13 protein-coding genes, 1 tRNA gene and 1 pseudogene are annotated in these 15,222 nt (G+C 76.3%); 7 read left to right on the forward strand and 8 right to left on the reverse strand.

All coding sequences use genetic code 11. From position 1 onward, the window contains the following. Positions 1 to 32: 32 nt before the first annotated feature. Positions 33 to 311: an SHOCT domain-containing protein gene (locus tag FMM08_RS05155; protein ID WP_222710418.1), complete on the forward strand. Its 279-nt coding sequence runs from the start codon at positions 33 to 35 to the stop codon at positions 309 to 311. 128 nt (positions 312 to 439) lie between these two features. Here the strand turns inward: FMM08_RS05155 and FMM08_RS05160 are convergent. Together FMM08_RS05160 and FMM08_RS05165 are read right to left on the reverse strand one after the other, a co-directional pair. Beyond that, positions 440 to 1,657, reverse strand: a pseudogene (locus FMM08_RS05160) (MFS transporter); the annotation flags it as partial. Between the two features lie 67 nt (positions 1,658 to 1,724). Then, the gene (locus tag FMM08_RS05165) at positions 1,725 to 2,180 is read right to left on the reverse strand and encodes a MarR family transcriptional regulator (RefSeq protein ID WP_222710419.1); all 456 of its coding nucleotides are present in this window, start codon (positions 2,178 to 2,180) and stop codon (positions 1,725 to 1,727) included. Positions 2,181 to 2,429: 249 nt separating this feature from the next. On the opposite strand from FMM08_RS05165, the gene FMM08_RS05170 reads away from it, so the two are divergent. Next, complete coding sequence (locus tag FMM08_RS05170) at positions 2,430 to 2,714, forward strand: hypothetical protein (protein WP_147925243.1); 285 nt, start codon at positions 2,430 to 2,432, stop codon at positions 2,712 to 2,714. A gap of 104 nt (positions 2,715 to 2,818) precedes the next feature. Here FMM08_RS05170 and FMM08_RS05175 read toward each other — a convergent pair whose 3' ends face one another. Then, on the reverse strand, positions 2,819 to 3,553 hold the full coding sequence (locus FMM08_RS05175; RefSeq protein WP_147925244.1) for a DUF2207 domain-containing protein: 735 nt from the start codon (positions 3,551 to 3,553) through the stop codon (positions 2,819 to 2,821). Positions 3,554 to 3,594: 41 nt separating this feature from the next. Between FMM08_RS05175 and FMM08_RS22860 the strand changes: the two genes are divergently transcribed. After that, positions 3,595 to 4,116, forward strand: a complete 522-nt coding sequence (locus FMM08_RS22860; RefSeq protein WP_187279547.1) for a DUF6328 family protein — start codon at positions 3,595 to 3,597, stop codon at positions 4,114 to 4,116. A gap of 21 nt (positions 4,117 to 4,137) precedes the next feature. On the opposite strand, the gene FMM08_RS05185 is transcribed toward FMM08_RS22860, so the two are convergent. From FMM08_RS05185 to FMM08_RS05200, 4 genes are all read right to left on the reverse strand, one after another. Beyond that, a complete protein-coding gene (locus tag FMM08_RS05185; protein WP_222710421.1) occupies positions 4,138 to 6,213 on the reverse strand; it encodes a HelD family protein in 2,076 nt (691 codons plus the stop codon). Between the two features lie 74 nt (positions 6,214 to 6,287). Continuing rightward, entirely contained in the window at positions 6,288 to 7,232 is a 945-nt protein-coding gene (locus FMM08_RS05190; protein WP_147925245.1) for a universal stress protein, read from the reverse strand. Between the two features lie 350 nt (positions 7,233 to 7,582). After that, positions 7,583 to 7,667, reverse strand: a tRNA-Leu gene (locus FMM08_RS05195). Positions 7,668 to 8,111: 444 nt separating this feature from the next. Beyond that, complete coding sequence (locus tag FMM08_RS05200) at positions 8,112 to 9,998, reverse strand: peptidoglycan D,D-transpeptidase FtsI family protein (protein ID WP_147925246.1); 1,887 nt, start codon at positions 9,996 to 9,998, stop codon at positions 8,112 to 8,114. A gap of 476 nt (positions 9,999 to 10,474) precedes the next feature. Between FMM08_RS05200 and FMM08_RS05205 the strand changes: the two genes are divergently transcribed. The 4 genes from FMM08_RS05205 to FMM08_RS05225 are packed head-to-tail and all read left to right on the forward strand — an operon-like array spanning position 10,475 to position 14,040. Beyond that, positions 10,475 to 10,831, forward strand: coding sequence for a DUF952 domain-containing protein (locus tag FMM08_RS05205; protein WP_147925247.1), 357 nt, complete (start codon positions 10,475 to 10,477; stop codon positions 10,829 to 10,831). Between the two features lie 58 nt (positions 10,832 to 10,889). Beyond that, complete coding sequence (locus FMM08_RS05215) at positions 10,890 to 12,023, forward strand: glycosyltransferase family protein (protein WP_222710422.1); 1,134 nt, start codon at positions 10,890 to 10,892, stop codon at positions 12,021 to 12,023. Next, positions 12,020 to 13,102, forward strand: coding sequence for a hypothetical protein (locus FMM08_RS05220; RefSeq protein ID WP_147925250.1), 1,083 nt, complete (start codon positions 12,020 to 12,022; stop codon positions 13,100 to 13,102). The genes FMM08_RS05215 and FMM08_RS05220 overlap by 4 nt, the downstream gene beginning before the upstream one ends. Then, positions 13,099 to 14,040: a glycosyltransferase family 2 protein gene (locus tag FMM08_RS05225; RefSeq protein ID WP_147925251.1), complete on the forward strand. Its 942-nt coding sequence runs from the start codon at positions 13,099 to 13,101 to the stop codon at positions 14,038 to 14,040. The genes FMM08_RS05220 and FMM08_RS05225 overlap by 4 nt, the downstream gene beginning before the upstream one ends. Here the strand turns inward: FMM08_RS05225 and FMM08_RS05230 are convergent. Beyond that, positions 13,953 to 15,143 (reverse strand): glycosyltransferase, encoded by a 1,191-nt coding sequence (locus tag FMM08_RS05230; protein WP_222710423.1) that lies wholly within the window; start codon positions 15,141 to 15,143, stop codon positions 13,953 to 13,955. The genes FMM08_RS05225 and FMM08_RS05230 overlap by 88 nt on opposite strands. Positions 15,144 to 15,222 lie beyond the last annotated feature (79 nt).

A 15,222-nucleotide genomic window follows, 5' to 3' on the forward strand; every position in this document is an offset into this window, starting at 1 on the left:
GCAGCAGGCCCAGGCGACGCACGGTTGGTGGCATGGACGCACTCCTGATCAGCCCGATCACCACCACTCTGACGAGCGCGGCGACCGACCCGCGCTGGGGCCCCGGCCCGTGGCACGGCGGCGGGCCCGGTCCGTGGCTGCTCGTGCCCCTGGTCTTCTGGGTGCTCGTCATCGGCGCCGTCGTCTTCACCGTCCGGCGGCGCCGGTCCCGCAGCGCCGAGCACGTGCTGCGGGAGGCCTTCGCGCGCGGCGAGGTGGACGAGGAGGGCTACCGCGCCCGCCTCGCCGTCCTCCGCAGCACCCGGAAGTAGCCGCACCCGGGCCCGCACGACCAAGGACGTCGCGCACACCGAGGTGTGCGCGACGTCCTTGATCGGGGGGGCGGTCAGCGGCGGGCGGGCGGGGCCTCCTCGGCCAGGCGGTCCAGGTCGAGGCCCTCGCCGGCGGGCTCGGGCACGGCCAGCTCTTCCTCGGGGGTGTCGCCGTGGGCTGCCGGGGCCTCGGCCTCGGCGCGGGCGAGCATCCGGTGACCCGTGGCGAGGATCGCGATGGCGACCAGGAAGGACGCCGCACCCACCCAGAAGGGCAGCCCGAAGCCGTTGGCGGCGGCGAGCTTGCCAGCCACGAACGGGGCCAGGCCGCCGCCGATGAAGCGCAGGAAGCCGTACGCGGAGGACGCGACGGGGCGCTCGACGGGGGAGACGAGCATGACGGCCTGCGTCATGAGGGTGTTGTTGATGCCGATGAACGCGCCGGTGGCGATGGTGGCGACGATGACGACGGCGGGGCGCGCCACCCCAGCGGCGATCACGCCCATGAGCACGGCCAGACCGGCGAAGACGGCGTACATCGTGGGCGCGGTGCCGAAGCGGGCCTGGAGCCGGGGAGCCACCCAGACGCTGAAGGCCGCGACGAGCAGACCCCAGCCGAAGAAGACCCAGCCGAGCTGGTGCACGCCCAGCTCCATCGGGTAGGGCGCGTAGCCGAGGAGGGTGAAGAAGCCCCAGTTGTAGGCGAGCGCGGCCAGCGCCATGGTCAGCAGCGAGCGGTGGCGCAGCGCCTTGAGCGAGGCGAGGACCGGGGTCGGGTGCGCGGGCTTGGGCGTGGACGGCACGAGCAGCGCCGTCGCGACGAGGGCGATGAGCATGAGCACGGAGACGCCGAAGAACGGGCCGCGCCAGGAGATGCCGCCCAGCAGGCCGCCGACCAGCGGGCCCACCGCGATCCCCAGGCCGAGGGCCGCCTCGTAGAGGATGATCGCGCCGGCGAAGCCGCCGGTGGCGCTGGCGACGATCACGGCCAGCGACGTGGCGATGAACAGGGCGTTGCCCAGGCCCCAGCCGGCGCGGAAGCCGACGATGCCGTCCACGCCGCCGCTCGCCCCGGCCAGGCCGGCGAAGACCACGATCACCGCGAGCCCGGCGATGAGGGTCTTCTTGGCGCCGATGCGGCTGGAGACCGCGCCGACGAAGAGCATCGCGACGGCGGTGACCACGAGGTAGCTGGTGAACAGCAGCGAGACCTGGCTGGGCGTGGCGTGCAGCTCGTCCTTGATGACCGGCAGGATCGGGTCGACCAGGCCGATGCCCATGAACGAGATGACGCAGGCGAAGGCGACGGCCCAGACGGCGCGCGGTTGCTTGAGCATGTCGCGCATCGACGTGGGGGCGTGGGAGCTCACGGGAGCGGGTCCTTCCGGGGGTGTTCTGGTGTTCGGGGGTGGGTCAGGCGTGCGCGAGCTCGCGTCGCCGGGAGGTCGCCGCCTGCGCCAGGCGCAGCAGCGCGGGCGTGGCGGCTGCCAGGGCCTCCGCGTCGCCGACGGGGGAGGCGTCGAGGAGGTCCGCCAGGGCCGCGGCGCGGGCGGCGCGGCGTGCGCCCACGAGCTCCCGGCCCGCGTCGGTGAGGACGACGACGAGGGCGCGCCCGTCCTGCGGGTGGGCCGTGCGCGCCACGAGGCCGTCGCGCTCGAGGCGGGCGACCATCTGGCTCATGGCGGGCTGGCTGACGCCCTCGGCGGCGGCCAGGGCGGAGACGCCGGAGCCGCCGTCACGGGCGAGCCGCGCCAGGAGCGTGGTGGAGGCCAGGCTCAGGTCACCGGGAGGTGCGAGGCGGCGGGCCCAGCTGAGGAGGTCCTCCAGTGCGGCGGAGAAGTCCGCAGAGAACTCGGTTGCTGCAGGCACCTGATATTTGTATCACTCGCTTATGCACCTGTCGAGCCGGGCGACGGGTGCGCGCTCGGGCGGGTGCGGTCCGTGACCGATTCGTCACGACGAGTTCGGCGAGCCTCCCGCGCAGGCGGGGGTCGGAGCCCTAGCGTCTGAGGACGGACCGCAGGACCCGAGGAGGCCACCGTGCCCGACCCGATCACTCCCGCCCCCCGAGCCGGTGAGCCGGCACGGATCACGTGCTCCTGTCCTGTCTGCGGGGCCATGACCCTGCCGGCCGACAGCTTCGAGCTGGTGGTGTGCGCCTCCGACGCGGGGCGCAGCTTCTACCAGTTCACCTGCCCGAAGTGCTCGGGCCTGGTCACCAAGCAGGCGTCCGAGCGCGTGGTCACGGGCCTGTCGGCCCGCGGCGTGCGCGTGGCGAGCCTGCCCATGGAGGCGCTCGAGGACCACGCCGGTCCCGCGCTCACCATGGACGACCTGCTGGACCTCTCCATCGCGCTGTCCAAGGCCGACGTCGTCGCGGCGGCCCTGTCCGCCACCAGCTGACGGGACCCGCCCTCGGCGCCGCGGTCACCCGGCCACCGATCATGCGGAAGGCCCGCACCTGACGCCCTCAGGTGCGGGTCTTCTGCATGATCACCGATGAGCGATCAGCGCCACAGGTCGAGCAGCTGCCCCACCAGCTCCGGCGCGGAGCCCCAGTCGAGGCCGCCGGAGGCGCCCGGCGCCGCCACGGCCCGCGCCAGCTGCAGCGCTCCCGGCCACCCCCGGTCCTGCGGGCGGCGCCCGGGGACGAACCAGGCCGGCCCGTCCTCGTCCGCTGCAGGGGTGCCGGACCGCGAGGCGCCGGCGTCCTCGGGGGGCAGCGCGTCCAGCGCCGTCGCCAGGGCCAGCAGTGGCGACGTCCACGGCGCGCCACCGGCCAGCAGGCGCTCACGGGTCTCGAGGGCCAGCGGCCGCAGCGCCCGCGCCGACGCCGTGGGCCCGCGGCGCGGGGGAGCGCTGAGCCAGCCGCGCTCCGCCGCGTCCCGCCGCAGAGCCCGCTCGACGTGCGCGGCCCCGCTGGAGCCCCGCAGCTCGTCGACGTCGTCGAGGTCCCGCACCTCGCGACGCGTGCCGGTGCGCCTCGACACCAGGCGCCGCACCGCCTCCAGCAGCCGCTCCTCGTGCGACCGCAGGGTCGGACCGTCACCGCCGTGGTCGTCGGCGACCTCCAGGTGCCACGACGGCTCCACCTGGAACCGGTTCGGAGAGGTGCACTCCACGCGCAGGAGTCCGCGACCGGCGAGGCCGATCAGCGCCGCTCCCACCAGCCGCGGGTGCGACCTGCGCTGCAGCAGCAGGCCCACCTCCGCGGGTGGCACGGTCAGCAGCGGGCTCTCCACCGGCGCATCCTCCCGTGCGGTCTGCGCGGCGACCCGCGACCATGGCGGGCGTGGACCCGACGACGAGCGCCGGGTGGCGCGACGAGCGCGGTGAGACCACCCTCGCCCAGCTCGACAGGCACTGGGCGGAGCTGCTGCAGGAGCTCCGCGTGGTGCAGACCGGCGTCCAGGTGCTCACCGGCTTCCTCCTGACGCTCCCGTTCCAGCCCCGCTTCGAGCAGGCGCCGACCTGGCAGGTGGTGGTCTACCTCGTGGGCGTGGGCCTGGCGGTGCTCGCGACGGCCTTGTTCGCCGCGCCCGTGAGCGTGCACCGGGCGGTCTTCCGGCGCCGGGCCCGAGCGGAGCTGGTCCTGGTGGGCCACCGCTGCGCGGTGGCGGGGCTCGCGTGCCTGGCGGGGGCGCTCGTCGCCGTCGTCCTGCTGGTGGTGTCCGTGCTGCTCGGAGGTGGCCCGGGCCTCGTGGCCGGTGGCGTCGCCGTCGTCGTCTTCACCGGGCTGTGGGGCGTGCTGCCGCTCACCCTGCGCCGCCGCGCCCTGCGCGCCACCCGCCAGCCCTCCGCGTGATCACGCTCGGGAGGGGGCGGGTCAGGTCAGCTCGGCGGGGAGGCCCTCGGCGCCGACCACCGTCAGGCTCGTGACGGCGCGGGTGAGCACCACGTAGAGGCGCTGCAGCCCCCGGGGCTCGGCCGCGAGGATGGCGGCGGGGTCGACGACGACGACGTGGTCGTGCTCGAGGCCCTTCGCCAGGCCGGCAGGCACCACCACCACGTGACCGGAGAGCTGGTCACCGGTGCCGCTGTCTCCCAGCACGGCGACGTCCAGACCGGCTGACCGCAGGGCCGCGGCGGTGGGCTCGACGGCGGCGTCGGCGCAGATGACGGCCGTCGACCCCTCCTGCGCGGCGCGGTCGGCGGCCACCTCCACCAGGTCGGCGGCCTGGCGCATCCGCAACGACCCGGGAGCGCGCCGGGCCGCGCGCGGACCGGGCAGGTCGGGGGCGATCGAGGGCAGCAGCCGGGCGGCGAAGTCGAGCACCTCACCCGGCACGCGGTAGCCGACGGTGAGGGGCCGCACGGTCGCCTGCGGCCGGCCCAGGTGGGCCATCACCGCGGACCACCGCCCCAGGGAGGCGTGGTGGGTGGCCTGGGCGAGGTCGCCGAGCACGGTGAGCGACCCGGTGGCCAGCCGCCGCCCGATCGCGCGGCACTGCATGGCGGTGAGGTCCTGGGCCTCGTCGACGACGATGTGCTCGAAGGTGTCCGGGCGCTCCAGCAGCCCCTCGACCTCGTCGAGGAGGACGACGTCGGCGGCCGTCCACGGAGCGCGGGCCAGTGAGCGCGGGCGGGTCTCCCAGCGCAGGGCGGCCTGCTCGTCGGCGTCGAGGACCCCGTCGGCGGCCCTGGCGAGCAGCGCCGGGTCGCTGTAGAGGTCCGCGAGCAGGTCGACGGCGCGGCGCGCCGGCCAGGCGGCGTCGACTGCTGCCTTCACCGGCCTGCTGCGCGCGGCGCGGGCCGTCTCGCCGTCGGTGGGGGCGAAGCCGGCGGCCTCGCCCTGGCGGCGGGCGTCCTCGGCGACCGCCCGCGCCAGCCGGGCGCGCGCTGCGGAGTAGTAGACCTCGCGCCGCTCCGCCGGGGCGGCGACCTTCTCCGCCAGGGTGCGCACCACGGACGCCACCCGGCTCGCCCGCACCCGGTAGCGCCGGGCGGCCAGCTCCAGCACGACGTCCTCGAGGGGCTCGCGCACGGCGTCCAGCAGCGCCCGCTGGAGCACCTGCGCCATGCGCGGGTCGGCCTTGACGGCCTCGACCTCGGGGGCGTCGGCGGCGCGCACCGCCACCGCCGGGCCGAGGTCGGCGACGGTGCACTGGGTGACGTCCACCTCGCCCAGGGCGGGCAGCACCTGGTCGATGTAGTGCAGGAACGCCCGGTTCGGGCCCACCACCAGCACGCCGCTGCGGCGCAGCCGATCCGCGTGGCTGTAGAGGAGGAACGCCGCGCGGTGCAGCCCGACGGCGGTCTTGCCGGTGCCCGGGGCGCCCTGGATGCAGACGGACTCCTCGATCGGGGCGCGGACGATGTCGTCCTGGTCGGGCTGGATGGTGGCGACGATGTCGCGCATCGGTCCGCTGCGCGGGCGCTCGATCTCCGCGACCACCAGCTGCCCCAGGGCCGGTCCGCCGTCACCGCCGCGCTCGTCGTCGTCCTGGTGTCCTCTGGAGGCCGTGCGGGTGAGGTCCTCGTCCTCGTAGCTGGTGAGCTCCCCGCGGGAGAACCCGAAGCGACGGCGCAGCAGCAGGCCCTGGGGGTCGGCGGCGCTGGCCTGGTAGTAGGTGCGGCTGACCGGCGCGCGCCAGTCGATGACCTGCGGGTCGCCCGCAGGGTCCGTGACGTGGCGGCGCCCGATGTGCAGCTCTCGGTCGGGCTGGTCGATGCGTCCGAAGAACGCCGGGACGTCGGGCAGGTCGGCCAGCGACCGCAGCCGCTCGGCGCGCTGGGCGCCGAGGCGCTCGGAGGCGTAGGCGTCACCGCCGACGTCGACGAGCGCCTCGGCGGTGCTGCGCATGTGCGCCAGGCACTCGCCGACGTGGTCGAGGAAGGCCCTCTCGCCCTCCAGGACGAGGTCGCCGGGTGGGGGTGGGAGGTCTGCGCCGGATCGAGCCACGAGCCGAAGACCCTACTGCTCTCCGCCGTGTCCTCGGTGTCACCGAGCCTGCGTGCTCATGGTCGGGGCGCGCGTCAGTCCTCGCTGTGGACCACGGCCACCGGGCCGTGCGCGTGGTGGATGACCGCACGGCTGACCGAGCCGAGCAGCAGCCCGCGGAAGCCGCCGGAGCCGCGCGTGCCCACCACGAGCAGCTCCGCGCCGCGCGCCGCCTCGAGCAGGGCGGTCGCGGGGTGGTCGCGCACCACCCGCTCGTGGACCACCACGTCGGGCACGGTCTGCCGGGCGTCGGCGACCACCTGCGCCAGCAGGTCGGCCTGGGCCCGCTCCAGGGCCACGAGCTGCGCGTGCGCGGGCCCGTGCTGCGTGGACCCCCACAGCGACGGCGGCTGCCACGCCCGCACGGCCGTGACCTCCGAGCCGCGGGCCGCGGCGGCCCGGAGCGCGAAGACCAGGGCCCGGCACGCCGCAGGGGAGCTGTCCGCACCGACCACCACGCCGCGCCCCGTCGCCGCCGGTGCCTCAGACGCGTCCGGTGGCCTGACGACGACGACGGGGCAGTGCGCGTGCACAGCGACCTGCGCGCTCGTGGACCCGAGCATGAGATCGGCGAAGGCGCCGTGACCGCGCGAGCCGAGCACCACCAGGCGCGCGGCCGCGCTCTCCTCCAGGAGGGCGGGGACGGCGGCGGCCCAGTCGTGGACAGCGCTGCCCACCTCGAGGCCGGAGTGGTCGCCGCGGAGGCGCGTCAGGGCCTGGTCGGCCAGCTGCTCACCGAGCCGGCGGAGGTCCGGCGGCGCCAGCAGCGCACCCGCGGCCTCCGGGCTCGCCACCGGGTGCCAGTCGACGCAGACCACCACGCGCAGCGGTGCGCCGAGGCGTTCGGCCTCCTCGCCCGCCCAGGCCAGGGCGCGCACGGACCCGTCCGAGCCGTCGTACCCGACCACCACGTGGTGCCTGCCCGGCGGCGGTGGGTCGGGCCGCCGGCGGACGTCGTGCTCCTGCTCCGAGGTGGACACGTCAGGCCTCCCTCCTGCGCCGACCGGGCTCCGTCGCCCGATCGGGAGACCGCAGGTTACGGCGGTGGCAGCCGCTGGGGAAGGGCCTGACGGGTGGCGGTCCGGACGACGGGAGCGCCTCCCTCCAGGTCTCCGGCGCCGGCGGCAGCTGACGTCGATGGCGGCCCGGCGCTCGTCACGGCGGCGCTGGCGGCCACCGCCCTGCGGCGCACCACCTGCAGAGCGCCTGCGCCGAGCTGGACACCACCGAACGCGACCAGGCGCTGGGCCGACCCGTCAGCGTCCGAACCTGGCGATGAGCAGGAACGACGAAGCCCCTGCCAGCTGTGCTGGTCAGGGGCTCTTCGCGGTGTCCGAGGGGGGACTTGAACCCCCACGCCCTATACGGGCACTAGCACCTCAAGCTAGCGCGTCTGCCTATTCCGCCACCCGGACGAGTGCGTGGATGACACTAGCACCAGGCCGACCCGGACCCGACGCCGCCTCCGCGTGACGCGCCGGGGTCCCGGCCGCGCACGGCCGGCGTCCAGCGGGTGAGGCGGATGCTCGTCGTCAGACGTCGACGTGAGCGCCGCAGACGAGTGGTGCTCGCCGACCTGGTCCGTGACCGGCGGGCGCTGCGCTCCTTCCGACACCCGGCGCGCGCGCCAGGTCTCCTTGCAGGCTGCGCGCGCCCCCAGGGGCTGACCCTGCACGGTGGAGGCCTGACGGCGGCGGCTCCGCGCTGCCGCACCCCGCCGCGCGCGCCCGCCTGCCGGTGCAGGCGGTGGACGCGCTGTGCGCTGCGAGCGAGGCGCGCGCGGAGGCGCCGCCCCAGCACGCCCGGGCGGTGCGGCCAGGCCTGGTGAGCCGCTCGCCGCGGCTGGCTGGCCCTGAGCGTCAGCGCCAGGTGAGCGGCACCAGCGACGGCGGCTGACCGCTGGGGGCGATGCCCTGCTGGGCGAGGGCGTAGCTCATGACGTCGGAGAACACCGGCGCCGCGGCCACGCCGCCGTAGTGGTGCGCGAGGTCGGGGTGCTGGACGATCACGGCGACGACGATCTGTGGGTCCTCCGCGGGCGCCATCCCGATGAACGAGGCCGTGTACTGCGCGGTGCCCGTCTTCCGCGAGGCCTGGAGGTCTTGGGCGGTGCCTGTCTTGCCCGCCACGCGGAAGCCGGGGACGGCGGCGTTCATGCCGGTGCCCTCCGAGGAGACGACGCCCTCGAGCATCGAGGTGACCTGGGCGGCCGTCGTCGGGCTGACGATGCGCGTCCCGGTGGGAGCGGGGGTGGCGACGAAGGCGCCGGAGGCGTCGGTGGTGCCGGCGATGATGCGCGGCGGCACGCGCACCCCGCCGTTGGCGATGGTGGCGTAGACCTGCGCGGCCTGCAGGGCGTTGACCGCGTACCCCTGGCCGAAGAGCACGACGTAGGGCGTGCGCACGTCGTCGTCCCAGGTGTCCGGGGTGTCCAGCAGCCCTCGGGTCTCACCGGGAAGACCCAGCTGCTTCTGGCCCAGTCCGAAGGCGCGCAGGTAGTCGTAGCGCTGCTGCAGGGTGAGCTGCCGCCCCACCATGACGGTCCCCACGTTGGACGACTCCGCCAGCACCCCCGCGAACGTCAGCTTCTGCGGCGCGTGGTCGTGGGAGTCCCGGATGACCTCCCTGCCACCTGGCAGGACCATCCGGTCGGGCACCACCAGCTGGGTCTCCGGCGTGGCCAGCCCCTGCTCGATGGCGGCGGCCGCGGTGATGACCTTGCCGGTGGAGCCCGGCTCGAAGACGTCCTCCAGCGACCGGTTGTGCCGCTGCGCCTCAGGTGTGGCTCCGGGGTCGGCCGGGTCGATGGAGCCTGACTCCGCCAGCGCCAGCACCTGCCCGTCCTTGGTCATCGCCACCACGGACACCCACGCCGCGCTGGTCGCCGCGGCCTGCGCGGTGGCGGCGCGCTGGGCGTAGAACTGCAGGTCGGCGTCGATGGTGAGGCGCACGTCGCGGCCGTCGACGGCGGGCACGTCCAGGGAGTCCGCCAGCGGGATCTTCTGGCCCTTCGCGCCCTTCTCGTACACGCGGTACCCGTCGGTCCCGCGCAGCACCTCGTCCTGCGACCTCTCGATCCCGGCCAGCGCCGCGCCGTCGGTGCTGACGTACCCGACGAGGTTGCCCGCCGTCGTACCGGCCGGGTAGGTGCGCAGGTCGGTCCGGGTGCTGCTCAGGCCGGGGATCGCCAGTGCCTGCACCTGCCGGCGCACCGCGGGGGTCACGCCGCTGGCGAGCTTCGTCCACAGCACCGGCGTGCCGTCGGCGTGGGTGCGCGGCGTGAGCAGCGCGGTGAGCTCAGCCTCGGGCACGCCGAGCACCGGCGACAGCAGCGCTGCCGCGTCCGCGGCGGTGCGCAGCGTCGGGTGCCGCTTGCTGGGCCCCTTGAACAGCTCGGGGTTGGCCTCGATGTCGCGCCGCTCGACGTCCTGCGCGAGCACGGCGCCGTCGCGGTCGGTGATGCTGCCACGCAGGGCGGGCAGCGGGTCCTTCGCGAGGCGCTGGCCGAGTGCCCTCTCGGCGAGGGGACCGGCGTCGGTGACCTGCAGCTGCACGAGCCGGCCGGTGAACACCCCCGCCACCAGGACCAGGACGACGACGAGCGCCGCCGTGCGCCGCTGGGGCGAGCCCGCGCGCGGTGCCCACCGGGAGGTGGGGCGGCGAGCCGGCCGGGCGGCTCGAGCGGGGCGCGGGGTCCGCGCCGGGCGCACCGGGCGCGCGGGACGCCCCGGGGTGCTGCGCTGCACAGGACGAGCGGTGCGAGCGGGTCGGGCTGCTGTCGCGGACCCGCTCGTCGCACCTGCCGCCGTGCTGCTGGTGGAACGGGCGGACGACCTGCTGCTCTGCGCCGTGCGCGGCACGGGGACGGGCGCCGGACCCTTCCGCGGCGTCGCGGTGCCCCCGGTGCCCGGGGTGCGCGCGGGCGTCGGGCGTGCGGAGCCCGAGCGGGACACCGGGGAGCCGGGCGCAGCGGTGCGGGGTCCGGTGGTGCGGGGCGCAGCGGTGCCGCCCGGCTGGCGGGCTCCGGGCGTGCCGGACGGGCTCACGCCGCACAGTCTGGTGGCGCAGAACCCCCGATCACCGGCATTTGCGCCGGTCGGCGCGCCCGCGCACCGCGGGTCCAGCGCTCGCCGTCCGGGATTGACGTCAGCGATGCGGCCCACGACGGTGGCGCGATGGTCGTGACGCCGTTCGAAGGGCCGGTCCGGTGAGAGTGCTGCACATGGCCTCGAGGTCGGTCTGGGAGCGCGCGCAGCGCGACGGTGCCTACCGCGGCTCGACGCTCGGCGCCGACCTCGAAGAGGTCGGCTTCGTGCACGCCTCCACGGCCGACCAGCTCCCCGGGGTCGTCGAGCGGTTCTACGCCGGAGAGGACCTCGCCGACCACGTGCTCCTCGTCGTCGACGTCGAGGCGTGCGAGGCCGCCGGCTCGCCCGTGCGGTGGGAGGGACCCGTCGAGCACGGCGGTCCGTTCCCGCACGTCTACGGCCCGGTGCCGCTGACCGCGGTGGTCTCGACCGGGTCCGTCGAGCGCGGCCCTGACGGTCGGCTGAGCCTGCCGGAGCTCGGCGGTGCGTGAGACCCACCGGGTGCGCGACGGAGTGCCGGGTTCGAACAGGTGATGCAGACTGCCCGTCGTGATCGGCGAGCCCTCCCCGCCGGCGGGCGCACCCGTCACCGTGCTGCACGTCCCGGGCGACCACGACTACGTCGCTCACACCGCCGACGAGCGCGTCCCCGGCGTCGTCCTGCTCGACGCCCCGCGGGCCCCGGGCCGCGGGTGGGCGCCGTCGCCGGCGCTGGAGGCCACCTGGGTCGCCGAGCACGCGCACCTGTTCGACGTGCTCCACCTGCACTTCGGGTTCGAGGGCCGCACGCCGCAGCAGCTGCGCGACCTCGTCACCGCCCTGCACGGCGCGCGGAAGCTCCTCGTGCTCACCGCGCATGACCTGCAGAACCCGCACCTGGCCGACCAGCGGCCGTACGAGGCGCTGCTCGACGTGCTCGTGCCCGCAGCGGACGCTGCCCTGACGCTGACCGAGGGCGCGGCCGCCGAGATCAGCCGCCGGTGGGGCGTCGACGCGGTCGTCGTGCCCCACCCGCACATCGCGCCGCTGGACGAGGTCGGCCTGCCGCGCGCACCCCGGGCGCCGGATGGCGAGCGCGTGGTGGGCCTGCACCTCAAGAGCCTGCGCGCCAACCTCGTGGCGCTGCCGGTGCTGCGCAGCCTCGCCGCAGCGGTCGCGGCGCTGCCGGGCGTGCGGCTGCGCGTCGACGTCCACGACGAGGCCCTCGACCCCGCCTTCGGCCGCCACGACGCGGAGCTGGTCGCCTGGCTGCGCCGGGCCCACGACGACGGCGACCTCGACCTGCGCGCCCACGGCCGCTTCGACGACGCCGAGCTGCGCGACTACCTGCGATCCCTCGACGTCTCGGTGCTCGCCTACGGCCACGGCACGCACTCGGGGTGGCTGGAGCTCTGCCACGACCTCGGCACCCCCGTGCTCGCCGGCCCGGTCGGGCACCTGCGCGAGCAGCAGCCGCTGGTGGAGGCCGACCTGCTCGACCCCGACGACGTCGCCCGCGGCCTGGCGCGCGCGCTCGCGGGGCCATCGGGCCTGCCCGGCGCCGCTGCCACCGCCGCCGACCGCCGCGAGCAGCGCCGCGAGGTCGCCCTGGCCCACCGCGACCTCTACCGCCGCCTCGTCGGCGTCGCCCGCGCTGGCAGCACCACCAGCCCCAGCACCTCCAGCTCAGGGGCCACCGCGTGATCGGCTGGTACGTGCACCACCAGGGGGTGGGGCACCTGCAGCGGCTCGTCGCCGTCTCGCGGTACCTGCGCACCCCCGTCACGGCGCTCAGCTCCGCGCCGCGACCCGCGGGCTTCGCGGGGGAGTGGGTGCAGCTGGACCGCGACGACGACGACCCCGTCGACAGGTCCTCGGCCACCGCCGGCGGCGCCCTGCACTGGGCTCCGCTGCACCACGCGGGTCTGCGCTCGCGCAGCGCCGCCGTGGTGGAGTGGGTGGCGCGGGAGCGGCCGGCCCTGTTCGTCACCGACGTCTCGGTGGAGATGACCGCGCTGGTGCGGCTGTGCGGCGTGCCCGTGGTGGTGGCCGCGATGCTCGGCGACCGCCACGACCCCGCCCACCTCCTCGGCCGCTCCCTCGCGCAGGCGCTGCTCGCGCCCTGGCCCGCTCCCGGCCGCGCTGGTGAGGAGGACGACGACGAGCGCCGCGACGCGCCTCCGGCTGCGCAGACCCCCGTGCTGCACGTCGGGGCGTTCTCCCGCTTCGACGGCCGCGACGCCCCGACGGACGCGTCCGAGCCCGGGCGGGTGCTGGTGCTGTGGGGCAGCGGCGGGCGCGACGTCACCGACGCCGACCTGCTCGCCGCGTGCGAGGCCACCCCCGGCTGGCGCTGGGAGCACCGCGTGCCCGGCTCGGCCCTGTTCCGGACGACCACCCGGGCCACCACGCCCGCGCCGGTCCAGGGCGCGTCTGCGGACCAGGGCGGCGACGACGTGTGGGAGGCGCTGCTGCGCGCGGAGGTCGTCGTCGTCCACGGCGGGCACAACGCGGTGGCGGAGGTGGCCGCGGCGCGGCGCGCGGCCGTGGTCGTGGCGCAGGAGCGCCCCTTCGGCGAGCAGGTGCGCCGGGCGGAGCTGCTGCGCGGCGAGGGGCTGGTGGCGCTCGACGCCTGGCCGCAGGCCCGCGAGTGGCCGGCGCTGCTGGAGCGGGCGCGCGAAGTCGGCGCCGGGCCCTGGCAGCGGTGGGCCCCGGGAGACGGCGCGGAGCGCGCAGCGCGGCACCTCGACGCGATGGCCGCGAACGGCGGGAGGCTCGCGTGAGCGCGACCGCTGCGACGGCTGTGCTCACGATCGTCGCCGGGCGCCACGACCACCTGCGCGGCCAGCTGCACGGGCTCGCCGCCCAGACGTCTCCGCCCGCCCTGCACGTGGTCGCGTCCATGGGAGACCCGCGGGTGCGCTCCGTGCTCGACGAGGTGCCCGCAGCGGCTGCCACCCGGCGCGTCGTCGTCGACGTCGCGGTCCCCGAGCACGGGGAGGGAGCGGGTGAGCTGCCGCTGGCCCGCGCCCGCAACGCCGCGGCCGCTGAGGCCGCTGCGCACGGCGCTGAGCTGCTGGTGCTCCTCGACGTCGACTGCGTCCCCTCACCCGACCTCGTCGCCACCTACCAGCGCGCTGCGGCGTCTCAGGAGGTCCGTGCGGCCGCCGGGCCGTCGCTGCTGTGCGGCCCCGTGGCGTACCTGCCGCCGCACGTGCGGGTCACGGGCCCGCGCGACCTCGCCGCGCTGCCCGGTGCTGCGCCTCCGCACGCCGCCCGGCCCGCCCCGGCCGACGGGCGGGTGGTGCTCGCCGGTGAGGACCAGTGGTGGCTGTTCTGGTCGCTGTCGTTCGCGGTCACCGCGCACGACTGGCAGCGCTTCGGCGGCTTCTGCGAGGAGTACCGCGGCTACGGCGGGGAGGACACCGACGTCGCCGCGACCGTGCGCGACCTCGGCGGGGCGCTGTTCTGGGTCGGTGGCGCGCACGCCCACCACCAGCACCACCCCGTCTCGAGCCCGCCGGTGCAGCACCTGGCGGCGATCGTGCGCAACGGCGCGGTGTTCCGGCGCCGCTGGGGCTGGTGGCCGATGACGGGCTGGCTGGAGCGCTTCCAGGCCGACGGCCTGGTGGACTACGACGCCGCGACCGACACCTGGTCGCTCGCGGCGGAGCGCACACCGGAGCCCGTCGACGCGGCCCGCAGGAGCAGCGCCTCGTAGCGGTCGACCATGGCGTCGGCGGACAGGTGCGAGAGCGCCGCCGCGCGCACCGCCCGACGGTCCAGGGCCAGGACGGGCTCGACCGCCGCGGCCATCGCCTCGACGTCGTCCGGGGCGACCACCGCACCGACCTGCTGGCCGACGCCGGGACGCAGCACCTCGGACAGCCCGCCGCGGCCGAAGGCCACCACGGGCGTGCCGCACATCGCCGCCTCGGCGGCCACGAGGCCGAACGGCTCGTCCCACGCGGGGGTGACGAGGACGGCGCTGGCCCGGCCGACGGCACGAGCGAGGTCGGTGCCGCCGAGGTGGCCGTGCCAGGTGGCGCCGGCGCCCAGGTGGGGCGCCACCTGCTCGGCGAAGTACTCCTCGTCCAGCACCGGCCCGACCAGGTGCAGGTGGTGCCCCGCGGCGGCCGCCGCGGCGAGGGCCAGGTGAGGTGCCTTCTCCGGCACGATGCGCCCGAACCACAGCAGCCCGCCCCCGCCCGGGCCGAGGGGCCAGCGCCGCGGGTCGACCCCGTTGTGCACCACGTCCGCCGAACCCACCCACGGCGCCCACTGCCGTGCGGTGAACCGGCTGACGGCGCTGAACGCGTGCGAGGAGCCGCCGGCGTCCAGAGCGGAGGTCAGCCACGGCGTCGGCGGGGTGTGCAGGGTGGTGAGCGTCGGGAACGGCAGGGTGTCGGCCATCGAGATCGGCAGGTGGTGCAGCGAGTTGTTGTGCACCACGTCCACCTCGCCGGCGTAGGTGGTGCGCAGCGCCGTGAGCACGTTCAGGTGGGCGTGGTGCTCGCGCAGGAAGGCCTCCGCTGGCATCGAGGCGTCCTGACGGGACAGCTCGTCGGGACGCCACCCCCCGCCGCAGAGGAGCTCGGGCTGCGCGGCGCTCGACCCGGCCGCAGCGAACAGCAGCACCCGGTGCCCGCGCGCGCGCAGCCCGGTGACCAGGCCTCCCACGAAGGACTCGAGGCCGCCCGAGTACGGCTCGGCGATGGGGTAGCGGCTCGGACCGAGGACGGCGACCGTCAGCCGCCGTCCCGGCCCCGCCGGGGAGATCGGTCCGCCGAGGGTGCTGGTGCGGCTCGGCGGGCGGGGGATCACGGCCCGATGCAACCACCCCCGGGCCCCCTCCGCCCGCCGTGGTCGGCCGACTGGCCGGATCGGCGCACGCCCCTACTGT

It is taken from the genome of Quadrisphaera setariae, assembly GCF_008041935.1.
In the GTDB taxonomy this organism is placed as follows: domain Bacteria; phylum Actinomycetota; class Actinomycetes; order Actinomycetales; family Quadrisphaeraceae; genus Quadrisphaera; species Quadrisphaera setariae.